Origin of the sequence: uncultured Campylobacter sp., assembly GCF_937997535.1 — a bacterium.
Lineage (GTDB): Bacteria > Campylobacterota > Campylobacteria > Campylobacterales > Campylobacteraceae > Campylobacter_B.
Map to the genome: position 1 here is coordinate 1 of NZ_CALKTT010000030.1, position 18,599 is coordinate 18,599.

At 48.3% G+C, this 18,599-nt stretch carries 16 protein-coding genes and 1 tRNA gene; 8 read left to right on the top strand and 9 right to left on the bottom strand.

Going from position 1 to position 18,599, the window contains the following annotated elements:
* Nucleotides 1–313 precede the first annotated feature (313 nt).
* From Q0117_RS03035 to Q0117_RS03045, 3 genes are all read right to left on the bottom strand, one after another.
* On the bottom strand, nt 314–1,060 hold the full coding sequence (locus Q0117_RS03035) for a hypothetical protein (RefSeq protein WP_297922360.1): 747 nt from the start codon (nt 1,058–1,060) through the stop codon (nt 314–316).
* A 35-nt stretch (nt 1,061–1,095) separates the two neighbouring features.
* Complete coding sequence (gene thyX, locus Q0117_RS03040) at nt 1,096–1,731, bottom strand: FAD-dependent thymidylate synthase (protein ID WP_297922363.1); 636 nt, start codon at nt 1,729–1,731, stop codon at nt 1,096–1,098.
* Between the two features lie 125 nt (nt 1,732–1,856).
* Nucleotides 1,857–2,483, bottom strand: coding sequence for a nitroreductase family protein (locus tag Q0117_RS03045; RefSeq protein ID WP_297922366.1), 627 nt, complete (start codon nt 2,481–2,483; stop codon nt 1,857–1,859).
* Between the two features lie 121 nt (nt 2,484–2,604).
* Between Q0117_RS03045 and Q0117_RS03050 the strand changes: the two genes are divergently transcribed.
* The 3 genes from Q0117_RS03050 to Q0117_RS03060 all read left to right on the top strand — a co-directional run bounded on the left by Q0117_RS03050 (nt 2,605) and on the right by Q0117_RS03060 (nt 6,364).
* Nucleotides 2,605–3,954 (top strand): sodium-dependent transporter, encoded by a 1,350-nt coding sequence (locus Q0117_RS03050; RefSeq protein WP_297922369.1) that lies wholly within the window; start codon nt 2,605–2,607, stop codon nt 3,952–3,954.
* A 377-nt stretch (nt 3,955–4,331) separates the two neighbouring features.
* The gene (locus Q0117_RS03055; protein ID WP_297922372.1) at nt 4,332–5,675 is read left to right on the top strand and encodes a sodium-dependent transporter; all 1,344 of its coding nucleotides are present in this window, start codon (nt 4,332–4,334) and stop codon (nt 5,673–5,675) included.
* Between the two features lie 140 nt (nt 5,676–5,815).
* Entirely contained in the window at nt 5,816–6,364 is a 549-nt protein-coding gene (locus Q0117_RS03060) for a hypothetical protein (RefSeq protein ID WP_297922375.1), read from the top strand.
* A gap of 603 nt (nt 6,365–6,967) precedes the next feature.
* Here Q0117_RS03060 and rho read toward each other — a convergent pair.
* The 6 genes from rho to gpmI form a co-directional block, all read right to left on the bottom strand.
* Nucleotides 6,968–8,314: a transcription termination factor Rho gene (rho, locus tag Q0117_RS03065; RefSeq protein ID WP_005873347.1), complete on the bottom strand. Its 1,347-nt coding sequence runs from the start codon at nt 8,312–8,314 to the stop codon at nt 6,968–6,970.
* Between the two features lie 62 nt (nt 8,315–8,376).
* Nucleotides 8,377–9,315, bottom strand: coding sequence for an acetyl-CoA carboxylase carboxyl transferase subunit alpha (accA, locus tag Q0117_RS03070; RefSeq protein WP_297922378.1), 939 nt, complete (start codon nt 9,313–9,315; stop codon nt 8,377–8,379).
* A complete protein-coding gene (locus Q0117_RS03075; protein ID WP_297922381.1) occupies nt 9,315–10,532 on the bottom strand; it encodes a beta-ketoacyl-ACP synthase II in 1,218 nt (405 codons plus the stop codon). Before Q0117_RS03075 ends, accA begins: the two co-directional genes overlap by 1 nt.
* A gap of 18 nt (nt 10,533–10,550) precedes the next feature.
* Entirely contained in the window at nt 10,551–10,787 is a 237-nt protein-coding gene (gene acpP, locus Q0117_RS03080; RefSeq protein WP_005873350.1) for an acyl carrier protein, read from the bottom strand.
* Nucleotides 10,788–10,855: 68 nt separating this feature from the next.
* Entirely contained in the window at nt 10,856–11,599 is a 744-nt protein-coding gene (gene fabG, locus Q0117_RS03085) for a 3-oxoacyl-ACP reductase FabG (protein WP_297879893.1), read from the bottom strand.
* Between the two features lie 101 nt (nt 11,600–11,700).
* Entirely contained in the window at nt 11,701–13,167 is a 1,467-nt protein-coding gene (gene gpmI / locus Q0117_RS03090) for a 2,3-bisphosphoglycerate-independent phosphoglycerate mutase (RefSeq protein WP_297922385.1), read from the bottom strand.
* Between the two features lie 198 nt (nt 13,168–13,365).
* Here gpmI and mraY point away from each other — a divergent pair, with 198 nt between their 5' ends.
* From mraY to Q0117_RS03115, 5 genes are all read left to right on the top strand, one after another.
* Nucleotides 13,366–14,430, top strand: coding sequence for a phospho-N-acetylmuramoyl-pentapeptide-transferase (mraY, locus tag Q0117_RS03095; RefSeq protein ID WP_177386640.1), 1,065 nt, complete (start codon nt 13,366–13,368; stop codon nt 14,428–14,430).
* Between the two features lie 114 nt (nt 14,431–14,544).
* The gene (gene murD / locus Q0117_RS03100) at nt 14,545–15,969 is read left to right on the top strand and encodes a UDP-N-acetylmuramoyl-L-alanine--D-glutamate ligase (RefSeq protein ID WP_297922388.1); all 1,425 of its coding nucleotides are present in this window, start codon (nt 14,545–14,547) and stop codon (nt 15,967–15,969) included.
* Nucleotides 15,970–16,494: 525 nt separating this feature from the next.
* Nucleotides 16,495–16,570, top strand: a tRNA-Phe gene (locus Q0117_RS03105).
* A gap of 292 nt (nt 16,571–16,862) precedes the next feature.
* On the top strand, nt 16,863–18,068 hold the full coding sequence (locus Q0117_RS03110; RefSeq protein WP_297922391.1) for a multidrug effflux MFS transporter: 1,206 nt from the start codon (nt 16,863–16,865) through the stop codon (nt 18,066–18,068).
* A gap of 138 nt (nt 18,069–18,206) precedes the next feature.
* The gene (locus Q0117_RS03115; RefSeq protein WP_297922394.1) at nt 18,207–18,563 is read left to right on the top strand and encodes a diacylglycerol kinase; all 357 of its coding nucleotides are present in this window, start codon (nt 18,207–18,209) and stop codon (nt 18,561–18,563) included.
* The last annotated feature ends 36 nt before the right edge of the window (nt 18,564–18,599 follow it).

An 18,599-nucleotide genomic window follows, 5' to 3' on the forward strand; every position in this document is an offset into this window, starting at 1 on the left:
TTAAGCCTTAGCATACAATCGTAAAATCCCACAAAATCGAGGTGCGTCTGTCCGCCAAACATCACAAGCGCTAGATTTTTCATAATCCGTCCTTTAAATTTATAGCTCACCGTAGCAGTTTTCGGCTCGTCGCCGCTGCAATTCTCGGCGCGATGCCGCAAGTCGTAAAATGCACGGCGGCTAAAATTTTGATACCGCAGGCCGCTAAAAAAACCCGCTCAAACAAATTTTAAATTTTACCCGCATTAAAAACTCGCAGAATTTTACCGCCCGCGAATAAAATTTTAAAAGCGGTTAAAATTTTGCGCGTTTTTTATTCCGCTTTATTCAGACTTGCAAAAGCCCGCAAGCCCGCATAGTGCAGCCTTTTTGAAACATTCTCAAATTCCAAATCCCAAACCCCCTCGTCGTATTTCCATTCAAACGGCGTTTTGTAATTCGTCCAAATTTCATACGCGCGTTCGTTTAGCCGCTCAATCAACGCAGAAATCCCTAAATCGCCGCCCGCTATCTCCATCATCAAATGCCAGTTATCCAAATCGGCGGGGTCTTGCGTATGGATAGATTTCTCTCGCGGCAGATAATACACAAAATCGCTTGTATCGAAGGGAAAGAGGGTGTGGCACAGCGCAATGCCGTAAATTTTTTGAGCAAATACGGTCGGAAGCTGCTCGTCCGAATAGCCGAAAGTCGAAACATATAAAAAGCTACGCAAAATGCCCGCTAAATTTCTGCAAACGGGCGCGAAGGCGTATCTGCATGCCCGCTGCGTTAAGGCGCCGTTTCGAATAAAACTTATGGCGCTATCAATCTCTCTTCTTCTTGCTTGCACGTATTTTATCTTTTTAAACCGCCAAGCTTGCAAAAGCTGCAAAGAATTGTCGATAGCTCGCAAATGCTTATCTCTTTTTTCATCCGCCGTGCCGCTTAGCTCCGCGATCCTCGCAGCAGCCTGCTTCCAAAACGGAATCAGGGTTTGTACCCATCCCAGGTAGCTCAGATAAAGCGCGTTCGGCTCCTCCTTTTCAAAAGCCGCTCTCATCTGCGTAAGTTTTATCATCGCAGCCCTTTTGTATCTAAATTTTATCCCGCTCGCTATTCTTCGCCTTGCGTCTTCTCGCCCGCCATGCAGCTTTGGAATATAAATTTATGCTCCTGCGGCAGCGCATCGTAAATTTTACCCGCAAGCTCGCGTATCTCCCAAAGTGCAGCTTTGCTAGAGCGCAAAGCGAGGAAGTTTTGCAAGCTGCGCGCGTTTATGCTCCAGCTAAGCTCGCTCTTGTAGCACTCGGGCAGGCAGTATTTGGCGATATCAAGGCTGATTGGGGTTTGTAAGATTACGCGCAGATTTTCAAGAGCCGCGATACTTGCGTTATCGACCGCTTCATTGCCCGTAAGTACGATGTATCGCGCGGCGTTTTCGAAATCCCCTTGCGCGAAGCTATTCTCGCCGCGCAATTCTTTGAGAGTGTAGCGAGTGGATTTTACGCTAAGGCTTGCTAGACGGTGGCGTGCCAGCTCCTGAAGCAGCGCGCGAGAGATGCCGCTGATGTAGAAATTGTAATAGAGGTGCTCGAGCGTGCTTGAGTGCTTGAGCTGGTTACCGACGCGATCAATTAGCGCCAGGTCTTTGGCGCCGCCGCAATCGCCGCGCTCAAAGCTCTGCCAGCAGGTGCGGATCGCGTTTGAGCAGACCCAAAGCGGAGTGAAATTTAGAAGTTTGACTTGCATGATTATCCTTTGAAATTTTAATCGCATTTTAACGCTATCGCACTTTTAAACCGATAAAATTTCGCAAAACGACGCTTTTAATAAACAAAGCTCGCGCCTAGCTCTGCAAGCAGAAGAGACCCATTTTATCTTTTTTCGCTGCCGCCGCGAGAGATTAAAATTTCATCCAGCTCGTAGCGCGTGTGCGGGTATTTGCTAGGCTCACCACGCCCCAAAGCCACGACGATTGCAGGACGAAATTTCGCCTCTAAAGCGCAGAATTTTTCTAAAGCTGCGGCGTCAAAGCCGGTCATTATGCACGAGCACACGTCAAAGCCCTCGGCAATATTAGCGATATTTGCCGCTAAGATATAAAGCTGCTTGGTCGCGTAGTTCATCAGCGCTTCGTCGTCTAAGTCCGCAAATTTCGCGCGGAAATAATTCATCGCAGCTTCATATTTTTGCGAAGTGTTTGCGCGACGGCGAACGGTGCGCTCTAAATACTCCTCGCCCACGCGCAGATCGTTACGCGCGATTAAAATCACGGCGTGCGAGCACTCGGCTACTTGTGGCTGGCTGTTGCAGGCTACAGAAAGCTCTTTTAGCTCGCAAGGATCCGAGATTATCATCATCATCCATGGCTCCAATCCGCATGAGCTGGGACTTAAGCGCGCAAGTTCAAGTATCTCGCGCACAAGCTCGTTATTTAGCTTGTCACTGCAAAATTTACGGCAGCTGTGGCGAGAGAGCATCACTTCTTTTATCGATTTCATTTTATCTCCTTTAAAATTCGCGGCATTATAGCGGATTTGCCTAAATTCCACCCGGCTAGCTTGGCGAGTTAAGCTAGATTTTGCTAATATTGCCCTTTTAAATTCCGCTACAAGGCATAATATGAATGATAAATTTAGCAAAATCGGCTTCATTCTCGCGGTCGCGGGCAGCGCCGTAGGGCTCGGTAATGCGTGGAAATTTCCCACTTTAGTAGGCACCAATGGCGGCAGCGCCTTTATCTTGCTATATCTTTTACTAACGCTTTTGGTTAGCTTCGTGATTTTTTTAGCCGAGATCGTCATCGGCAGGCTAAGCGAAAGTGATCCGGTGCGCGCATTTGAAAAGCTCGCACCCTCATACAAAGGCGCATGGAAATACGCGGGATTTTTTATGATTAGTGCGCTTTTGATCTATGCTTTTTACAGCGTCGTAATGGGCTGGATCCTAAAATACGTGGTCTCAAGCGCTTTTTATCTGCCAAAAAGTATAGATGAAAGCGGCGCAGCGTTTAACGCACTTTTAGGTAGTGACTTTTCAAGCGTGGCGATATGCTTTACCATAGCGTCGGCGTTTTGCTTTTTCATCGTATCTAAAGGTGTCAAAAGCGGCATCGAGCGGCTTAATGTCTGGATGATGCCCGCGCTATTTATTTTGCTGGTTTTGATGCTAATTTACGCCGCGAGTTTCGATGGATTCGGACGTAGCGCGAAATTCCTACTGGTGCCAGATTTTTCCAAGCTTAATAAGGATAGTGTTCTTTCAGCGCTAGGACTTGCATTTTTTACGCTTTCGCTTGGCGTTACTACGATTATAACCTATGCTGCAAGCCTGCCTGCGCGCACTAATATCCTAACCTCAAGCATAAATATCGTCTGCATTAATGTCTTAATCGGCGTGATGATGGGGCTTATCGTCTTTACTTTCATCTTTGAATTCGGCGGCGATCCCAAAGCGCAAGGCCCAGGGCTAGTGTTTGTCTCGCTGGTGGTACTTTTTTCAAAGCTCGGTGCGATCGGAAACATCCTAGCCTTTTTATTTTTCACCTCGCTATTATTTGCAGCGATTACTTCTGCAATTTCGATGCTGGAGCCTGCGATTTATTATCTCGTAAACTCCCGCAAGCTAAACCGAAAGCGCGCTTCACTTTTAGTTTTTGCCGTGACGTATGTTTTAGGGATATGCTGCATTTTGGGTTATTACGGGGGCACGAGCGAGTATTTTAGCCTAGGTGGCAAGAGCTTTTTTGACGTGCTTGATTACCTAACCTCGAATATCTTAATGCCTCTTAGCGGCATAATCGTGGCGATTTTCGTAGGATTCGTGATCAAAAAACGAGCCGTCGAAATTCTACTGCGCCCATATATGGGACGAATGGGCTTTAAGCTGTGGTATTTCGTGCTGCTGCGCTTCGTGGCGCCAGTCGCGATCGTAGTGATCGCGCTCAATCAGCTAAAAATTTTAAATTTTTAAATTTTACAAAGCGGATGGATAGCGTGGATTTAAAATTTGTCGCTAAAGCAGCCAAAAGAAACGCGCCAAATTTCATAGCGAACTTGCCGCGATCCGTTAGCCTTGCAGCGATAGTTTAAAATTTTATGTTTAGATAGAGGAGGGTCAAAGTATGTAGCGACAATCAGCCTTCGGCGCGACCGCGGCAACCCACATGGCGATCGGTGCGCGTGGCAAAGGCGCCGTAGCGTAGCCGCGTCTGATCACGCTGCGGAATTTTAAAATTTAGCGTCAAAGCGATCCAAAAGTAGCGCGCCAAATTTCATGGCGAGTTTGTGTAGATAGTTTGGAATTTTAAAATTCCGCAGCTTTAAAATTTAAAAATCATCGGAGCGAAAATGAACGATAAATTTAGCAAAATCGGCTTCATACTTGCCGTCGCAGGCGGCGCGGTGGGGCTTGGCAACGCATGGAAATTCCCTACTCTCGTGGGTCAAAACGGCGGCAGCGCCTTCGTGCTTTTATACCTCGCGCTCACGCTGGGCGTGGGCTTTAGCGTATTTCTAGCTGAGATGGCGCTGGGCAGGCTAAGCGGGAGGGATCTGCCGAGCGCGTACGAGACGCTTGCGCCGCGGGGCGGACGAAAATGGCGCGCGGGAGGCGTTTTCATCGCGGGCGGCATGCTGGTGCTGTCCTTTTACCTCGTGATTCTCGGCTGGGTGATCCGCTACATATTTTTGGGCTTTTCTCCGCTGCCCGCAACCGCCGAGGAAGCGGGCGCCGTCTTTGACGATCTCATCTCGCATTCGCTAGCCACGAGCCTCGGCTTTTACGCGCTTGCGCTCGTGCTGACGCTATCCGTCGTCGCGCGCGGCATCAAAAGCGGTATCGAGCGGCTAAACGTCGTGATGATGCCGCTTCTCTTCGTGCTGCTGCTTGCGATGCTCGCGTATGCGTGCACGATGCAGGGATTCGGCGCGGCGGCGAAATTTCTTTTCTACCCAGACTTTGGCAAAATCACCGTTAGCTCCGTCCTCTCCGCGCTCGGACTCGCGCTCTTTACCCTGTGCGTGGGCGTCGGCTGTATCGCGGCATACGCGGCGTCGCTTAGCGAGGGGGTGCGGCTGGTACGCAGCTCGGTAAACATCGTATTTATCAACATCGCGATCGGGCTGATGATGGGGCTCATCGTCTTTACCTTCATCTTCGAATTCCGCGCCGATCCCGCGCAGGGTGCGGGGCTTGTGTTCGTCTCGCTCACTACGATGTTTGCAAAAATGGGGCTAGCGGGGCAGGTTCTTGAAGTCGCGTTTTTCGTCTCGCTCTTTTTCGCGGGGATCACGAGCGCGGTTTCGATGATCGAGCCTTTCGTCTTCTATCTCATCGGCAGGTTTAAAATTTCGCGCCTGCGCGCAGTCTGCATCTCGGGGTGCGCCATAGCAGTGCTAGGCGCATGCTCGCTGCTATCGATGCACGCGGATTATGCGAGCAGGTTTAAGCTTTTCGGCGCGAGCTTTTTTGACTGCTTGGACTTCGTAAGCTCAAACGTCATGCTGCCTCTGGGCGCGCTAACCTCGGCGATCTTTGTTGGCTTCGTGATGGACGCGCAGCGCCTGCGCGGGCTTTTCGGCGCCGATATGGGCGAGCTTGGATTTAAAATTTGGTACTTTTCGCTGCGCTTCGTAGCGCCCGTCGCGATCGTGATCATAATGGCAAATCTGCTGTTTTTCAGCGGGAAGTAGGAAGCGATTCGGTTAAATTTAAAGGTGGCATAGGTTTAAATTTAGCCCTCTTTGTGTGAGCTTAAATTTAAAAAGGTCGCTTAACATCGCAGCCCGTTAGGTCCATATTTTTAACTAGCGTTTTGCTAAAGGAGTAAATTTTGAAAGCTCTTAAATTTCTATCCAAAGCCCTAATCGCCGCGCTCGGCGTTTGTGTGATCGTCGGCGCGCTTAATTACAGCGGGTTTAGCTTCAGCGATCTAAAATGGCTTAGTAAAGATGAGATGGTACAAAATTTCGTACAGGAAGAATTTAATGATTGCGTATATTACCATTATGATACATTTTATGCTCCTGATAAAAATTTAAGCTTCAATGAACTTATTTATACATTAGACAAAATATTTAAAAAGCATATGGATACTAAGACTTTTAGCCTATTTGATGATTTAAACTCAACTATTGGTTTAAATAAAATTACGAATAAAATAATATCAAATAAAACCGCTCCTTGGAATTTTGTCGATTTTGTCCATCATCATACAGATAGAAATGTTGATATAAATGGCAACTACTCATATACGCCATTTGAAGGTAATAAAAAGATAAACTATGATCTCAATCAAACCCTTATATTTACTTGCAAAGGTGGTATGTATGGTTCCGATAGCTTTAGTATAAAAGAATGCAAAAATATTACCTTTTTTTGAAAGAGCGCTAGGAAAGAATAGATATTGCATATATTATGAGGGGATTAAGTATATGAGCTATAAGTTTCAACCATCTGAAAAGACAAAAAATCCAGATTACGAATTTGATATGGTTCATAACCGCATAAACCAATATTTGCAAGGCGTTAAAGAATGTGTGCCGTATAGTAATACCAACTTTATACACTCGTGCGAATTTTATATAGATAACCACGGAAACAGGTATTACGGGAATTTTTATCTGATATATAGTTTAATAAAAACGATGTTTTTATCTTAACCGATAATTTAGAAATAATAAAACATCCCAGCTCCGTGCATAGCAAAGCGCAAAATTCCTCATAAAATTTTACGCTTTACATCTTGCGAATGGATTTTTACCAAAGTAAAATTCTGTCGAGCGGCGCCGCACCTCGTGCTACGAGCGCAAAACGTTTAGTAAATATCGCAATAAATTTAAACTTGTCATGATGAAATTTGAAAGAAAAGACGCGGCGCCTTCAAAGCGTATACGAAGCTACGTGGCGGTATTTGCGGCAAGCGGTGTAAGCCATGCCGCTAAATTTGAAGCGAAATTTCAGAATAAGGCTAAATTTAAGAAATTTAGCCGTTCATTATCGATAGCAGCTCGGTGTTGTCTTTGGTTTTTAGCATCTTGGCGTATAAAAATTTCAGCGCCTCGACGTCGTCCATCGTCGAGATAGCCGAGCGCAACGCCCAGATTTTTTGCAGATTTTCGCTGCCTTGCAAAAGCTCCTCTTTGCGCGTGCCGGACTTGGTGATATTGATCGCGGGGTAAATTCTACGATCCGAGATGTTGCGATCGAGGATGATCTCGCTGTTGCCCGTACCTTTGAACTCCTCGAAGATCACGTCATCCATTCGCGAGCCAGTCTCGATGAGTGCGGTAGCGACGATGGTAAGCGAGCCGCCGTTTTCGATATTTCGCGCCGCACCAAAGAAGCGCTTCGGTTTATGCAGGGCGTTTGCGTCCACGCCGCCGCTTAGGACTTTGCCGCTGCTAGGCGTGACGGTGTTGTAGGCGCGCGCAAGGCGGGTGATGCTATCAAGCAGGATGACGACGTCCTTGCCATTTTCGACAGCGCGTTTTGCCTTTTCGATGACGAGCTCGGCGACGCGGACGTGGTTGAATGCGGGCTGATCGAAGGTCGAGCTAAATACCTCGCCGCGTACGCTGCGCTCCATGTCGGTGACCTCCTCCGGGCGCTCGTCGACTAGCAGCACCAAAAGCTCGACCTCGGGGTGGTTGCGCGTAATGCCGTTGGCAAGCTCTTTCATTAGCTCCGTTTTACCGCTACGCGGAGGCGCCGTGATGAGCCCGCGCTGCCCCTTGCCGATCGGGGTGAAAAGATCAAGCACGCGACCGGTAAGGCGCATAGGATCGTATTCGAGCTTGAGCTTTTCGGTCGGAAAAAGCGGCGTGAGATTGTCAAATAGCGGGCGCTCTCTGGCCTCTTGGATCGATTTATAATTGATCGCCTCGATCTTTAAGAGCGCGTAGTACTTCTCCTGATCCTTCGGCTCGCGCACCTGGCCCGTGACGATGTCGCCGACGCGCAGGGCGAATTTACGGATCTGGCTTAGGCTCACGTAGGCGTCGTTGGCACTGTCGCTTAAATTTGAATCTATGCCGCGCAAAAAGCCGTAACCCTCGGCGGTAACCTCCAAAATCCCCGTAAAAAGTATGAAGCCGCCCTGCTTCGTCTGCATGCGTAAAATTTCAAAAACTAGCGCTTGGCGGCGGAATTCTCGCGGGTTTTCGACGCCAAGTTCGTCTGCTATGGCGATGAGATTTTCAAGATCCATCGAGCGGAGCTCCTCAATCTGGTAGCCCTCGACGGGAACGTGCGTTTTAGCGTAAGTTTTTCTGCCGTTTTGATTAGAATTTGAAACGGCGGTCTGAGCGGAATTTTGATTTGTATTTTCCATTTGTCCTCTTAGAGTGTGAAGTTATTAAATTTAGTTTTAAAAAAAGTTGCGAAATTTAAAATTTAGTTTTCTTTGTAAGCACCGAACCTTAAAATTTTTTGTTGCCTTCTACTGATGAGCTCGTCTATGCTAAGATCGTCTAGCTTGTGCAGCTCGGTTAAGACGTAGTTTCCAAGTGCTTTTATCGCGCCGTCTTTATCTCTGTGAGCGCCCGTTTTGGGCTCTTTGATCACGTCATCAACCAAGCCCAGCTCTTTTAGCTCCTCGGCGGTGATCTTTAGCGCCTTCGTAGCAGCCTCGCTCTTGCTCGGATCATTCCACAAAATCGCGGCACAGCCCTCAGGAGAGATGACCGAGAAAATTGAGTTTTGAAGCATCGCCAGCCGATCAGCCACGCCGATAGCCAAAGCTCCACCGCTGCCGCCTTCCCCTATAACGACGGCGATCGTAGGAGTTTTAAGATCGCTAAGCTCATATAAATTTCGCGCGATAGCCTCGCTTTGGCCGCGTTCCTCAGCTCCGAGTCCCGGATATGCGCCCGGAGTGTCGATCAAAAACAAAATAGGAAGGTTAAATTTTTCGGCAAGTTTCGCTACGCGCAGTGCCTTGCGATAGCCCTCCGGATGCGGCATGCCGAAATTTCGCTTCAGCTTATTTTTGGTACCGCGACCCTTCTGCTCGGCGATCACGGCGATTTTGCGATTACCCATAATGCCCAGATAGCACACGATCGAAGGATCGTCTCTAAAGGCGCGGTCGCCGTGAAGCTCCCTAGAGTCCTGCAAAAGCGCGCGAATATAATCGATCGCGTAAGGGCGATCCGGATGGCGCGCAAGCTGAAGCCTTTGGTATTCGTTTAAATTCTTATAAACTTTAGAAATTTCTTTTTCGAGGTTCTTATTTAAAATTTCGACCGCGTCTTCATCGCCGCGAATTTTTGCAGCGGTAATGTCCTCGTCGATCTGCTTTATAGACTTTTCAAAGTCCAAATAACTCGCCATTAATCTACTCTTTTGAAAATAAGCGATGCGTTCGTGCCGCCGAATCCGAAGTTATTGCTCATAACGCAATCGAGTTTGGCTTTTCTAGCGACGTTTGGCACATAGTCCAAATCGCAATCTGGATCTTTTGAAATTTGATTTATCGTAGGCGGTATGATGCTGTTTTGCATCGCTAAAAGGCTGATCGCAGCCTCTACCGCTCCGGCAGCGCCCAGGCAATGTCCTAGCTGGCCCTTGGTGGAGCTGACCGCAGGCACCTTCCCCTCGCCGAAAAGCTCTTTTAAAGCCGCGGTTTCGTTTTTATCGTTTATCGCGGTGGACGTTCCGTGAGCGTTGATATAATCAATCTTCGGGCGTCCCGCCATTTCGTAGGCCTTTTTCATAGCGCGGATCGGGCCGTCTAGGCTAGGCGAAGTGATATGATAAGCATCGCCGCTAGCGCCGAATCCTACGAGCTCGCCGTAAATTTTAGCGCCGCGCGCTTTTGCGTCCTCTAGCTCTTCTAAAACTAAAGCCGCCGCGCCTTCGCCCATAACAAAGCCATTTCGCTCCGCATCAAACGGACGTGAAGCGTGCGCAGGATCGTCATTTCTAGCACAAAGCGCCTTCATCGCAGCAAATCCGCCGATACCTACGGGGCAAACCGCAGCCTCGGCTCCCACTGCGAGCATCTTTTTCGCTTCGCCAATCATGATAACTCTCGCAGCGTCCATAATCGCATGCGCGGAAGCCGCACAAGCCGTAACGCTGGATAAATTCGGACCTTTTAATTTATAATATATCGAAACAAAGCCGCCGAGCATATTTACTAATGCAGAGGGGATAAAAAACGGAGAAATTCGCCTAGGGCCGCGCTGCAAGCAGGTATTGGCATTTATCTCGATATTCGGCAAACCGCCGATACCGCTAGCGGAGCTAACGCCGAATTCGTCGCTATCGAAACCGCTAAATTTAGCGTCATCCATAGCTTCGCCCGCGGCTTTAAGCCCCAGCTGGATAAATCTATCCATCTTTTTTATCTCTTTTCCATCCTCGATTATGCTCGAAGGATCGAAACCTTTTACTTCAGCTGCAATTTGAACCGGAAATTCGCTAGCGTCAAAGAGCGAAATTTTATCAACCCCGGTTTTTCCGTTACAGATATTTTCAAAACTGCTCTGTTTGTCAAGCCCGAGAGAGGTTATCATCCCGATGCCCGTTACTACGACTCGTTTCAAAACCGCTTCCTTAAAATTTTATTTCTTAGGCAAATTTTCTATATAATCTACTACGTCTTTAATGCTTACTAACTTTTCGGACTCGCTATCAGGGATCTCGATACCGAATTTCTCCTCTAAAGCCATTACAAGCTCAACTACGTCAAGAGAGTCCGCGCCCAAATCCTCGATAATTTTCGAATCTAGCTTAACCTGATCCGGGCTAACGCTTAGTTGTTCTACAACTACGTCTCTTACATCTTCAAATACTGCCATTTTAGCACTCCTTTAAAAAAATACCGCGTAATTCTATAATATTTAACCTTAAATTCCGCTATTTAACGCTACATATAGAGCCCGCCGTTGATTTTAAGCGTCTCTCCCGTAATGTAGCCCGCGCCGTCGCTAAGCAAAAACGCAACTCCTTCAGCGACGTCGCTCGTGCTTCCGAGACGCTTAAGCGGGATGCTCGCTTCGTAGCTTGCTTTTACGTCGTCGCTTAGCGCGTCCGTCATATCCGTAGCGATGAAGCCCGGAGTTATGCAATTAAAGCGGATGCCGCGCGCGGCGCCCTCTTTTGCGAAACTCTTGCTCATCGCGATCATTCCGCCCTTGCTCGCGCTGTAATTGACCTGCCCGGCGTTTCCCATTTCGCCGACGATCGAGGCGATGTTTACGACCGCGCCGAAGCGCTTTTTGCTCATCAGCTTTAGAGCTTCGCGGCAGCCGATGAAGGCGCTGCTTAAATTTGCTTCGATCACGCCCATGAAGTCTTCCAGCTTCATCCTAAGCGCGAGCTTGTCGTTCGTGACGCCCGCGTTATTTACGAGATAGCTTAGCTCGCCGTCGCTTTGCGCGATCAGGGCAATCGCCTCGCTAAATTCCGCTTCGTTCGTCGCGTCAAATTTTATCACCGCACCCTCTCCGCCGTTTGCGCGGATCTCCTCTAGCAGCGCGTCAGCTATCTCGGGCTTTGAGCGATAATTGATCCATACCTTAAGCCCATAGCCTGCTAAAGTCCTTGCAATCTGCGCGCCGATACCGCGGCTTGCGCCCGTGATTAAAACGTTTTTTCCACTAAATTTCATACTTGTCCTTTTGTTAAAATTTTAATCTCTAGCGTAAATTTATCCAAATTTACCTAAATTTTAGCAGTTTAAACCTACTCGCGAGCTGCGCCGTTTAAATTTCAAAATAGCGCTTCATCCATCTCAACGGGCTTTGGTAGCCCCATTAGCTTTAGCACGGTCGCTGCGACGTTGCTAAGCCCTAGCCCGCTTTTTAGTTCGCGCACGCCCTCGCCCGCGACGAAACAAAATACGTCAAAGGTCGTGTGGTTGGTTAAAATTTCGCCGTCCGCGTCTCGCATCGCCTCACAGTTGCCGTGATCGCTGATCTGGACATAGGCGTAATCGTGCGCCTTCGCCGCGTTTAAAATTTTACCGATACACTCATCCACCGCTTCGACCGCCTTTACCGCGGCGTCGTAATTGCCCGTGTGTCCGACCATATCGCCGTTTGCGAAATTTACGACGATGAAATCGATCCCCGCTTCGATGCCGCGGATCACCGCATCGCACACCGCAGGCGCGCTCATCTGCGGCTGCTCGTCGTAAGTTTTTACTTTCGGGCTCGGGATCAGCACGCGAGTTTCGTTCGGAAGCGGCTCTTCGACGCCGCCGTTAAAGAAAAACGTCACGTGCGCGTATTTTTCGGTCTCGGCGGTGTGAAGCTGCGTAAGACCGGCTTCCGCGATCACTTCGCAAAGCGTGTTTTTAAGCACGGGCTTCTCAAAAAGCAGAGGAAATTTAAAGCTCGCGTCGTACTCGCTCATCGTGATTAAATTTTGCACGACGAATTTTCGCTCAAATTCGCCGAAACTCTCATCGCCCAAGGCCGCGCAAAGCTCCCTAGCGCGATCGTTTCTAAAATTTATAAAAATCACTCCGTCGTCCGCGCCGATACCGCCAAAGCCGTTAAAGCTCGCGGGCTCGATAAACTCGTCGCTCACGCCGCGCTTGTAGCTTTGCAGCATGTACTGGCTAGGCGAAATTTCAAGCGGCGCCGCTTCGCCCATAAGCACGTCGTAAGCGCGCCTTACGCGATCAAAGCGCTTGTCGCGATCCATCGCGTAAAAGCGCCCGCTCACGCTGCCGACTTTAAATTTAACCTGTAGATGCTTTAAAAATTCCGCCCCGCTGCTCGGCGAAACGTCGCGCCCGTCGGTGATGGCGTGCGCCCAGGTCTCGCAACCCGCATTCTGCGCTATCTCGCAGATCGCGTCGAAATGGCGCAGATGCGAATGTACGCCGCCGTCGCTGTAAAGCCCTATGACGTGCACTCTGTGGCACTTTGAAAGCAGGCTTTGTAGCGCTTCGTTTTTCTCAAGCGAGCCCTCATCGATCGCACGATCGATTTTGACTAGGTTTTGATACAGAATTCTGCCGCTTCCGATCGTCATGTGCCCTACTTCGCTATTTCCCATCTGCCCCTGCGGCAAGCCCACGGCAAGCCCCGAGGTGCGCAGCAGCGTATTGGGCACGTTTTTAAAAAGATAATCATAGGCGGGCTTTTTCGCATTCGCAAACGCGTTAAATTTATCGCTCGCGTTAAAGCCGATGCCGTCGGTGATGAGTAAAATCGTCTTTTGCCTCATTTTGGCTCCTAAATTTCGTCTAAATTTCGCCGCACAGGTCTTTTAAAGCAGGTCTGCGGCGCTGTTTTTACGAGCGGCATTATACTTTTTTTTGGCAAATGCGGCAAAATTTCATCCGTCCTAAAAGCTAAATTTTACCTCTTTTATACTAGAATGCGCGTTTTCATATAAAATTTCATAAAATTTAAAAGGCAAACTTTGTTTTATTATCTTTACCATCTTACGAATATAAATTTCTTCCAATACATCACCGCGCGCGCAGGCCTTGCGTTTTTTATCGCTTTTTGTTTTTCGGTCTGGGCTATGCCGCGGTTTATCCGCTGGGCGCAAAATAGACACGCCGCACAGCCCATCTACGAGCTCGCGCCGCAAAACCATCAGAAAAAGAGCAAAACCCCCACGATGGGCGGGCTCGTTTTTGTTACCGCCGCGGTGCTTGCTAGCCTGCTGTGCGCCAAGCTAAACAACGTCTTCGTACTCTGCGGATTGCTTTGTTTGGTGGGCTTTGGATACATTGGCTTTAAGGACGATATCTCTAAAATTTTAGGCCGCCAAAACCACGCAGGTCTTAGCGCACGGGCTAAATTTGCACTACAAAATTTCTTAGCTTTTCTGATCGGGGCTACGCTTTATGCTTTTAGCGACCTGGGCGGGGAATTTTTCGTACCGTTTTTCAAATACCCTCTGCTAAATTTATGGATCTTCGCGCCGCTATTTTGGACGATCGTGATAAGCGCGAGCTCAAACGCGGTAAATTTAACCGACGGGCTAGACGGGCTAGCGACCATCCCGTCGGTGTTTTCGCTCTGCAGCTTGGGCGTGTTTGCCTATCTTTGCGGGCATGCGATCTACTCACAATATCTCTTGCTGCCGCGCGTCGCGGGCGCGGGCGAGGTCTGCATCATCGTCTCGGCGCTGATCGGCGCGCTGCTTGGGTTTTTGTGGTTTAACTGCTATCCCGCCGAAGTCTTTATGGGCGACAGCGGTAGCCTCAGCGTGGGCGCGTTTTTAGGGTACTGCGCGGTCATCACGAAAAATGAAATTTTGCTCATAATGATCGGCTTCGTCTTCGTCATCGAAACGCTCAGCGTGATCTTGCAAGTGGGCAGCTTTAAAATTTTCAAACGCAGAATTTTCCTGATGGCGCCGATACACCACCATTTTGAGCTTAAAGGCTGGGTCGAAAACAAAATCATAATCCGCTTTTGGATCATAGCGCTGATCGCAAATATCATAGCGCTGACGTCGCTGAAACTGAGATAAAATGCGAGCGCAAATTGAACCCGACTTCGAAACGGCGCGCGAAAAATACGGCGAAACGGCTGAGCTTAGCGCGGGCGAGATAACTCAAATTTTATGGGGCGAAAGGGGAGAAAAATGAAAAAATCGCTATTTGGCTACGGGCTTACGACCAGAGCGATCGCCGAGCACTGCCAAAAAGACGGTGTCTGGGAGATTTACGACGATAAATTTGAAATTTCTTCGGGCGCGCCGAAGCTGGACGAGTTCGGCAACGCGCTTTTAAACCCAAGCGAGTTCGATCCCGCCGCAAGCGAGCTTGAAATCCCAAGCCCAGGCTTTCCGCCTCATCACGAGCTGGTGCGAAATGCACGAAATTTAATCAGCGAATACGATTATTTCGGCGATTACGAAGGTCTTAAAATTTGGATCAGCGGCACGAACGGCAAGACGACGACTACGAAGATGATGCAGCACTTGCTAGAGCGATACGGCTCGCAAATGGGCGGCAACGTGGGCGTTCCGCTTGCAAAGCTTGATAAAAGCGCCAAAATTTGGGTGCTAGAGACGAGCTCATTTACGCTGCACTACACCAAGCATGCGCGCCCCGACATCTACGTGCTGCTCGCGATCACGCCCGATCATCTCAGCTGGCACGGCGATTTTGCGGAGTATGAGCGCGCCAAACTCTCACCGCTGCTAGCGATGCGCGAAGGCTCCGTAGCGCTGATCCCGTGCGCCTATGAAAGCTCTGCCGCCGCGCAAAACAGCCTAGCTCGCGTGATCTGCTACGAGGACGAAGCGGATCTGGCGCAAAAATTCGGCATCAATCCGGGCGAGATAAAATTCCGCACTCCGTTTTTGATCGACGCGCTTTTGGCGCTATGCGTGGAGAAAATTTTATTCGACAGGTGCGACGTCACGCGACTGAACGACTTCGTGATCGAGGGCAATAAACTCGAGGAATTTACCGACGCACGCGGCAGGGTCTGGGTCAATGACACGAAGGCGACCAACATCGATGCGTGCGCGCAGGCGCTGAAGCGCTACTCGGGGCGAAAAATACATCTGATCCTCGGCGGTGACGATAAAGGAGTGGATCTACACCCGCTTTTTGCGGAGTTTAAAAAATACGATCTGCAAATTTACGCGATCGGCTCAAATACCGATAAAATCATGTTTTTATGTGACGAATACAAACTCCCTTGCGTGCGCTGCGAAATTTTACAAACGGCGGTGAGCGAAATTTCGAAGCGGTATTTAAGCGGAGAAAATTTTTGCGAAAATGAAATTTCAAAAGAACGCTTAGGCAGCGAGAATTCCGCAGGAAATTTAATGCAGGATAAAATTTCGACTACCGAAAGCGAGAGCTCCTGTGTGAACGCAAGCAGCGGCAAAACTTTAGGTTCGCAAAATTCTAAAAATTCTGTGGATTTTAAAAATTCCGTAAATTTCGCTAGTGAAATAGCGCTGCTAAGTCCCGCGTGTGCGAGCTTAGATCAGTTTAAAAACTACGCGCAACGCGGCGAACTATTTAAAAAACAGGTTGCACAGCTCGGATAAATAGGCCTATCGAGGTTAGCCAGATCAAGCTGAGATTTTATTTAGCACAGCATGCAATCGCATTATAAAATTTCAACGCTTCTGCTGCACGGATATATCTAAGTAAATCTAGCTGAAACATGCATCGCAACGTCGCATTATCGGCTTTGGCGCAATGTTTATATAAAGATGCCTCGCCAAATCAAAAAATTTAAAACCATTTTCGGTGTTAAATTTAGCTAATCGTAGCCCGTTGTCCGTTATATGCGTAAATTTTTATCTACTTTGCATAGCCTAAAACCAAGCGTACAATTTGCAGAATCGGCTAAATAGTAAAATTTTATACCACTTTGCTTTTTAGATTGATAGCCCGTTTTGATTATTGCAAATTACTGCTCAAGCAATATTTTTATCACTAAAATTTAGAAAATTCCAACTGAGTAAATTTGGCTATTTTGGAGCGCAACGTGCAAAAATATAGCGAGAATTGAGGATTTTAACCGAGATTTAAGTATTGCATGGCTAAAATTACTTTTCTTTTTCGGTGGTTGGATAGCTCAGTCGGTAGAGCAGCAGACTGAAAATCTGCGTGTCGGCAGTTCGATTCTGCCTCTAACCACCATCCTCTATTTTTACAATCTAAAGCATTTCAATAAAATCCAAAAACAACCAGCTCATCATCTTTTACTTTTAAATACTTCGCAGCAAATCTCGAATTTCTTAAATTGCTACTCACTAAAGCGTTAAATTTAGCGAAATTTACTCGCGCGGACTTAAATTTGATCTCCAAATTTGACCCCGAGTTTTTTAGATAGATCAAATTTAATTTGGCGCCAATTTCCACCCAAACCAACCTCAAAATTTAAGCTTATTTTTTATACAATCGCCCCTAAATCCAAAAAGCGGAATTTAAGATGAAATTTATCCCCAAAACCTTGCCTTTCGTAGAATTTATCGCGCTTATGGCGCTTCTAACCTCGCTTGGAGCTATGAGCACCGACGCGATGTTGCCCGCACTCATGCAGATCGGCCTAGATCTTGGCGTGACGCAGATAAATCAAACCCAGCTCGTCATCTCCTCGATGTTTGCGGGCTTTGCCGTAGGACAGATATTTTATGGGCCGCTTAGCGACTTTATCGGGCGACGAAACGCTGTGCTGCTAGCGCTTGCGATATTTACGGCAAGCTCATTTATTTCGGTCGTCACGAGCGATTTTACTGCGCTTTTGGCGAGCAGATTTTTCCAGGGACTAGGCGCTGCGGGCCCTAGGATCATCGCGATGGCGCTTATCCGCGATCTTTACGAGGGGCGCGCGATGGCTCGCGTGATGAGCTTTATCGCGGCAGTTTTTATCATCGTGCCGGCACTTGCTCCGATCATTGGCGGTTTTATCTTTAAAATTTATAATTGGCGCAGCATATTTTTGATGCTTACTTTTATGGGGTTTGCGTGCCTAGCGTGGTTTGGACTGCGCCAGAGCGAGACTCTGCCTGCGCAAAATCGCAATAAATTTAGCCTAAATTTGATAAAAAGCGAAGCCGCGCAGGTAGTGAAAAACAGACGTACCGCAGGCTACACGATCGTTTTGGGGCTGATTTTTGGGATGTTTTTGAGCTATATCAGCACCGCTCAGCAGATTTTTGAGGTGAGTTACAAGCTAGGCGAGGAGTTTCCTATCTATTTTGCGATAAACGCGCTGGCTCTGGGCGCCGCATCGATGATAAACGCAAAGCTCGTGATGATCTACGGCATGCGCTATCTTAGCATGCGCGCTATGGGGACGTTTTGCGTTATCGCGGTCGCGTTTTTGCCGGTCGTTCTTGCGTATGACGGAGTGCCGCCGCTGTGGGCTTTTATGGCGTTTTGCATGAGTAGCTTTTTTTGCGTGAGCATACTTTTTGGCAACCTAAACGCGATGGCGATGGAGCCTATGGGCAAGATCGCTGGCATGGCGGCTGCGCTGATCGGCTCGGTTTCGACCTTTATCTCGCTTCCTATCGGAGTCGCGATCGGGCAGCTATTTGAGGGTACGCTACTGCCGATGGTTGCGAGCTTTGCGCTTATCGGAGCGGCGGCGTTTGCGCTGCTTTATAGGACTTCAAAGGTTTCCGAGGAGTAAATTTACGCAGGCCGGATTTGATCAAATTTGAGCGGTAAATTCGGCCGCCTTTTAGTTTATTTTAGATAACCGCGCCGTCCGCAAAAGCGCCTTATAAAGCAAATTTACGCTATCATTGCGCAAATTTAAAGGCAAAATATGAAACCAAAATACAACTTTTTCAAAAACTCCAAATTTGCGTTCGAGGGGCTTGTCGCGATGCTAAAAAACGAGGCGGCGTTTCGCTTTGAGCTTTGCATAATCGTTCCGTTCGCGCTAATTTCGCTATTTTTACCCGTTTCATCCGCACAGCACGCCCTACTGATCGCGGTTTTCGGACTCGTTTTGATCTGCGAGTGCCTAAATACCGCGATCGAAGCGGTAGTGGATCTCGTTTCGCCGGGCTTTCATCCGCTAGCCAAAATCGCCAAAGACTGCGCCTCTGCCGCCGTTTGCGTCTCCATCGGCACAGCTGCGATAACTTGGGCGTGGGCTATTTTTTCGCTAATTTTTTAAGAGCGGAGTGAAATTTGACGGCAAAAACGGTAGCGA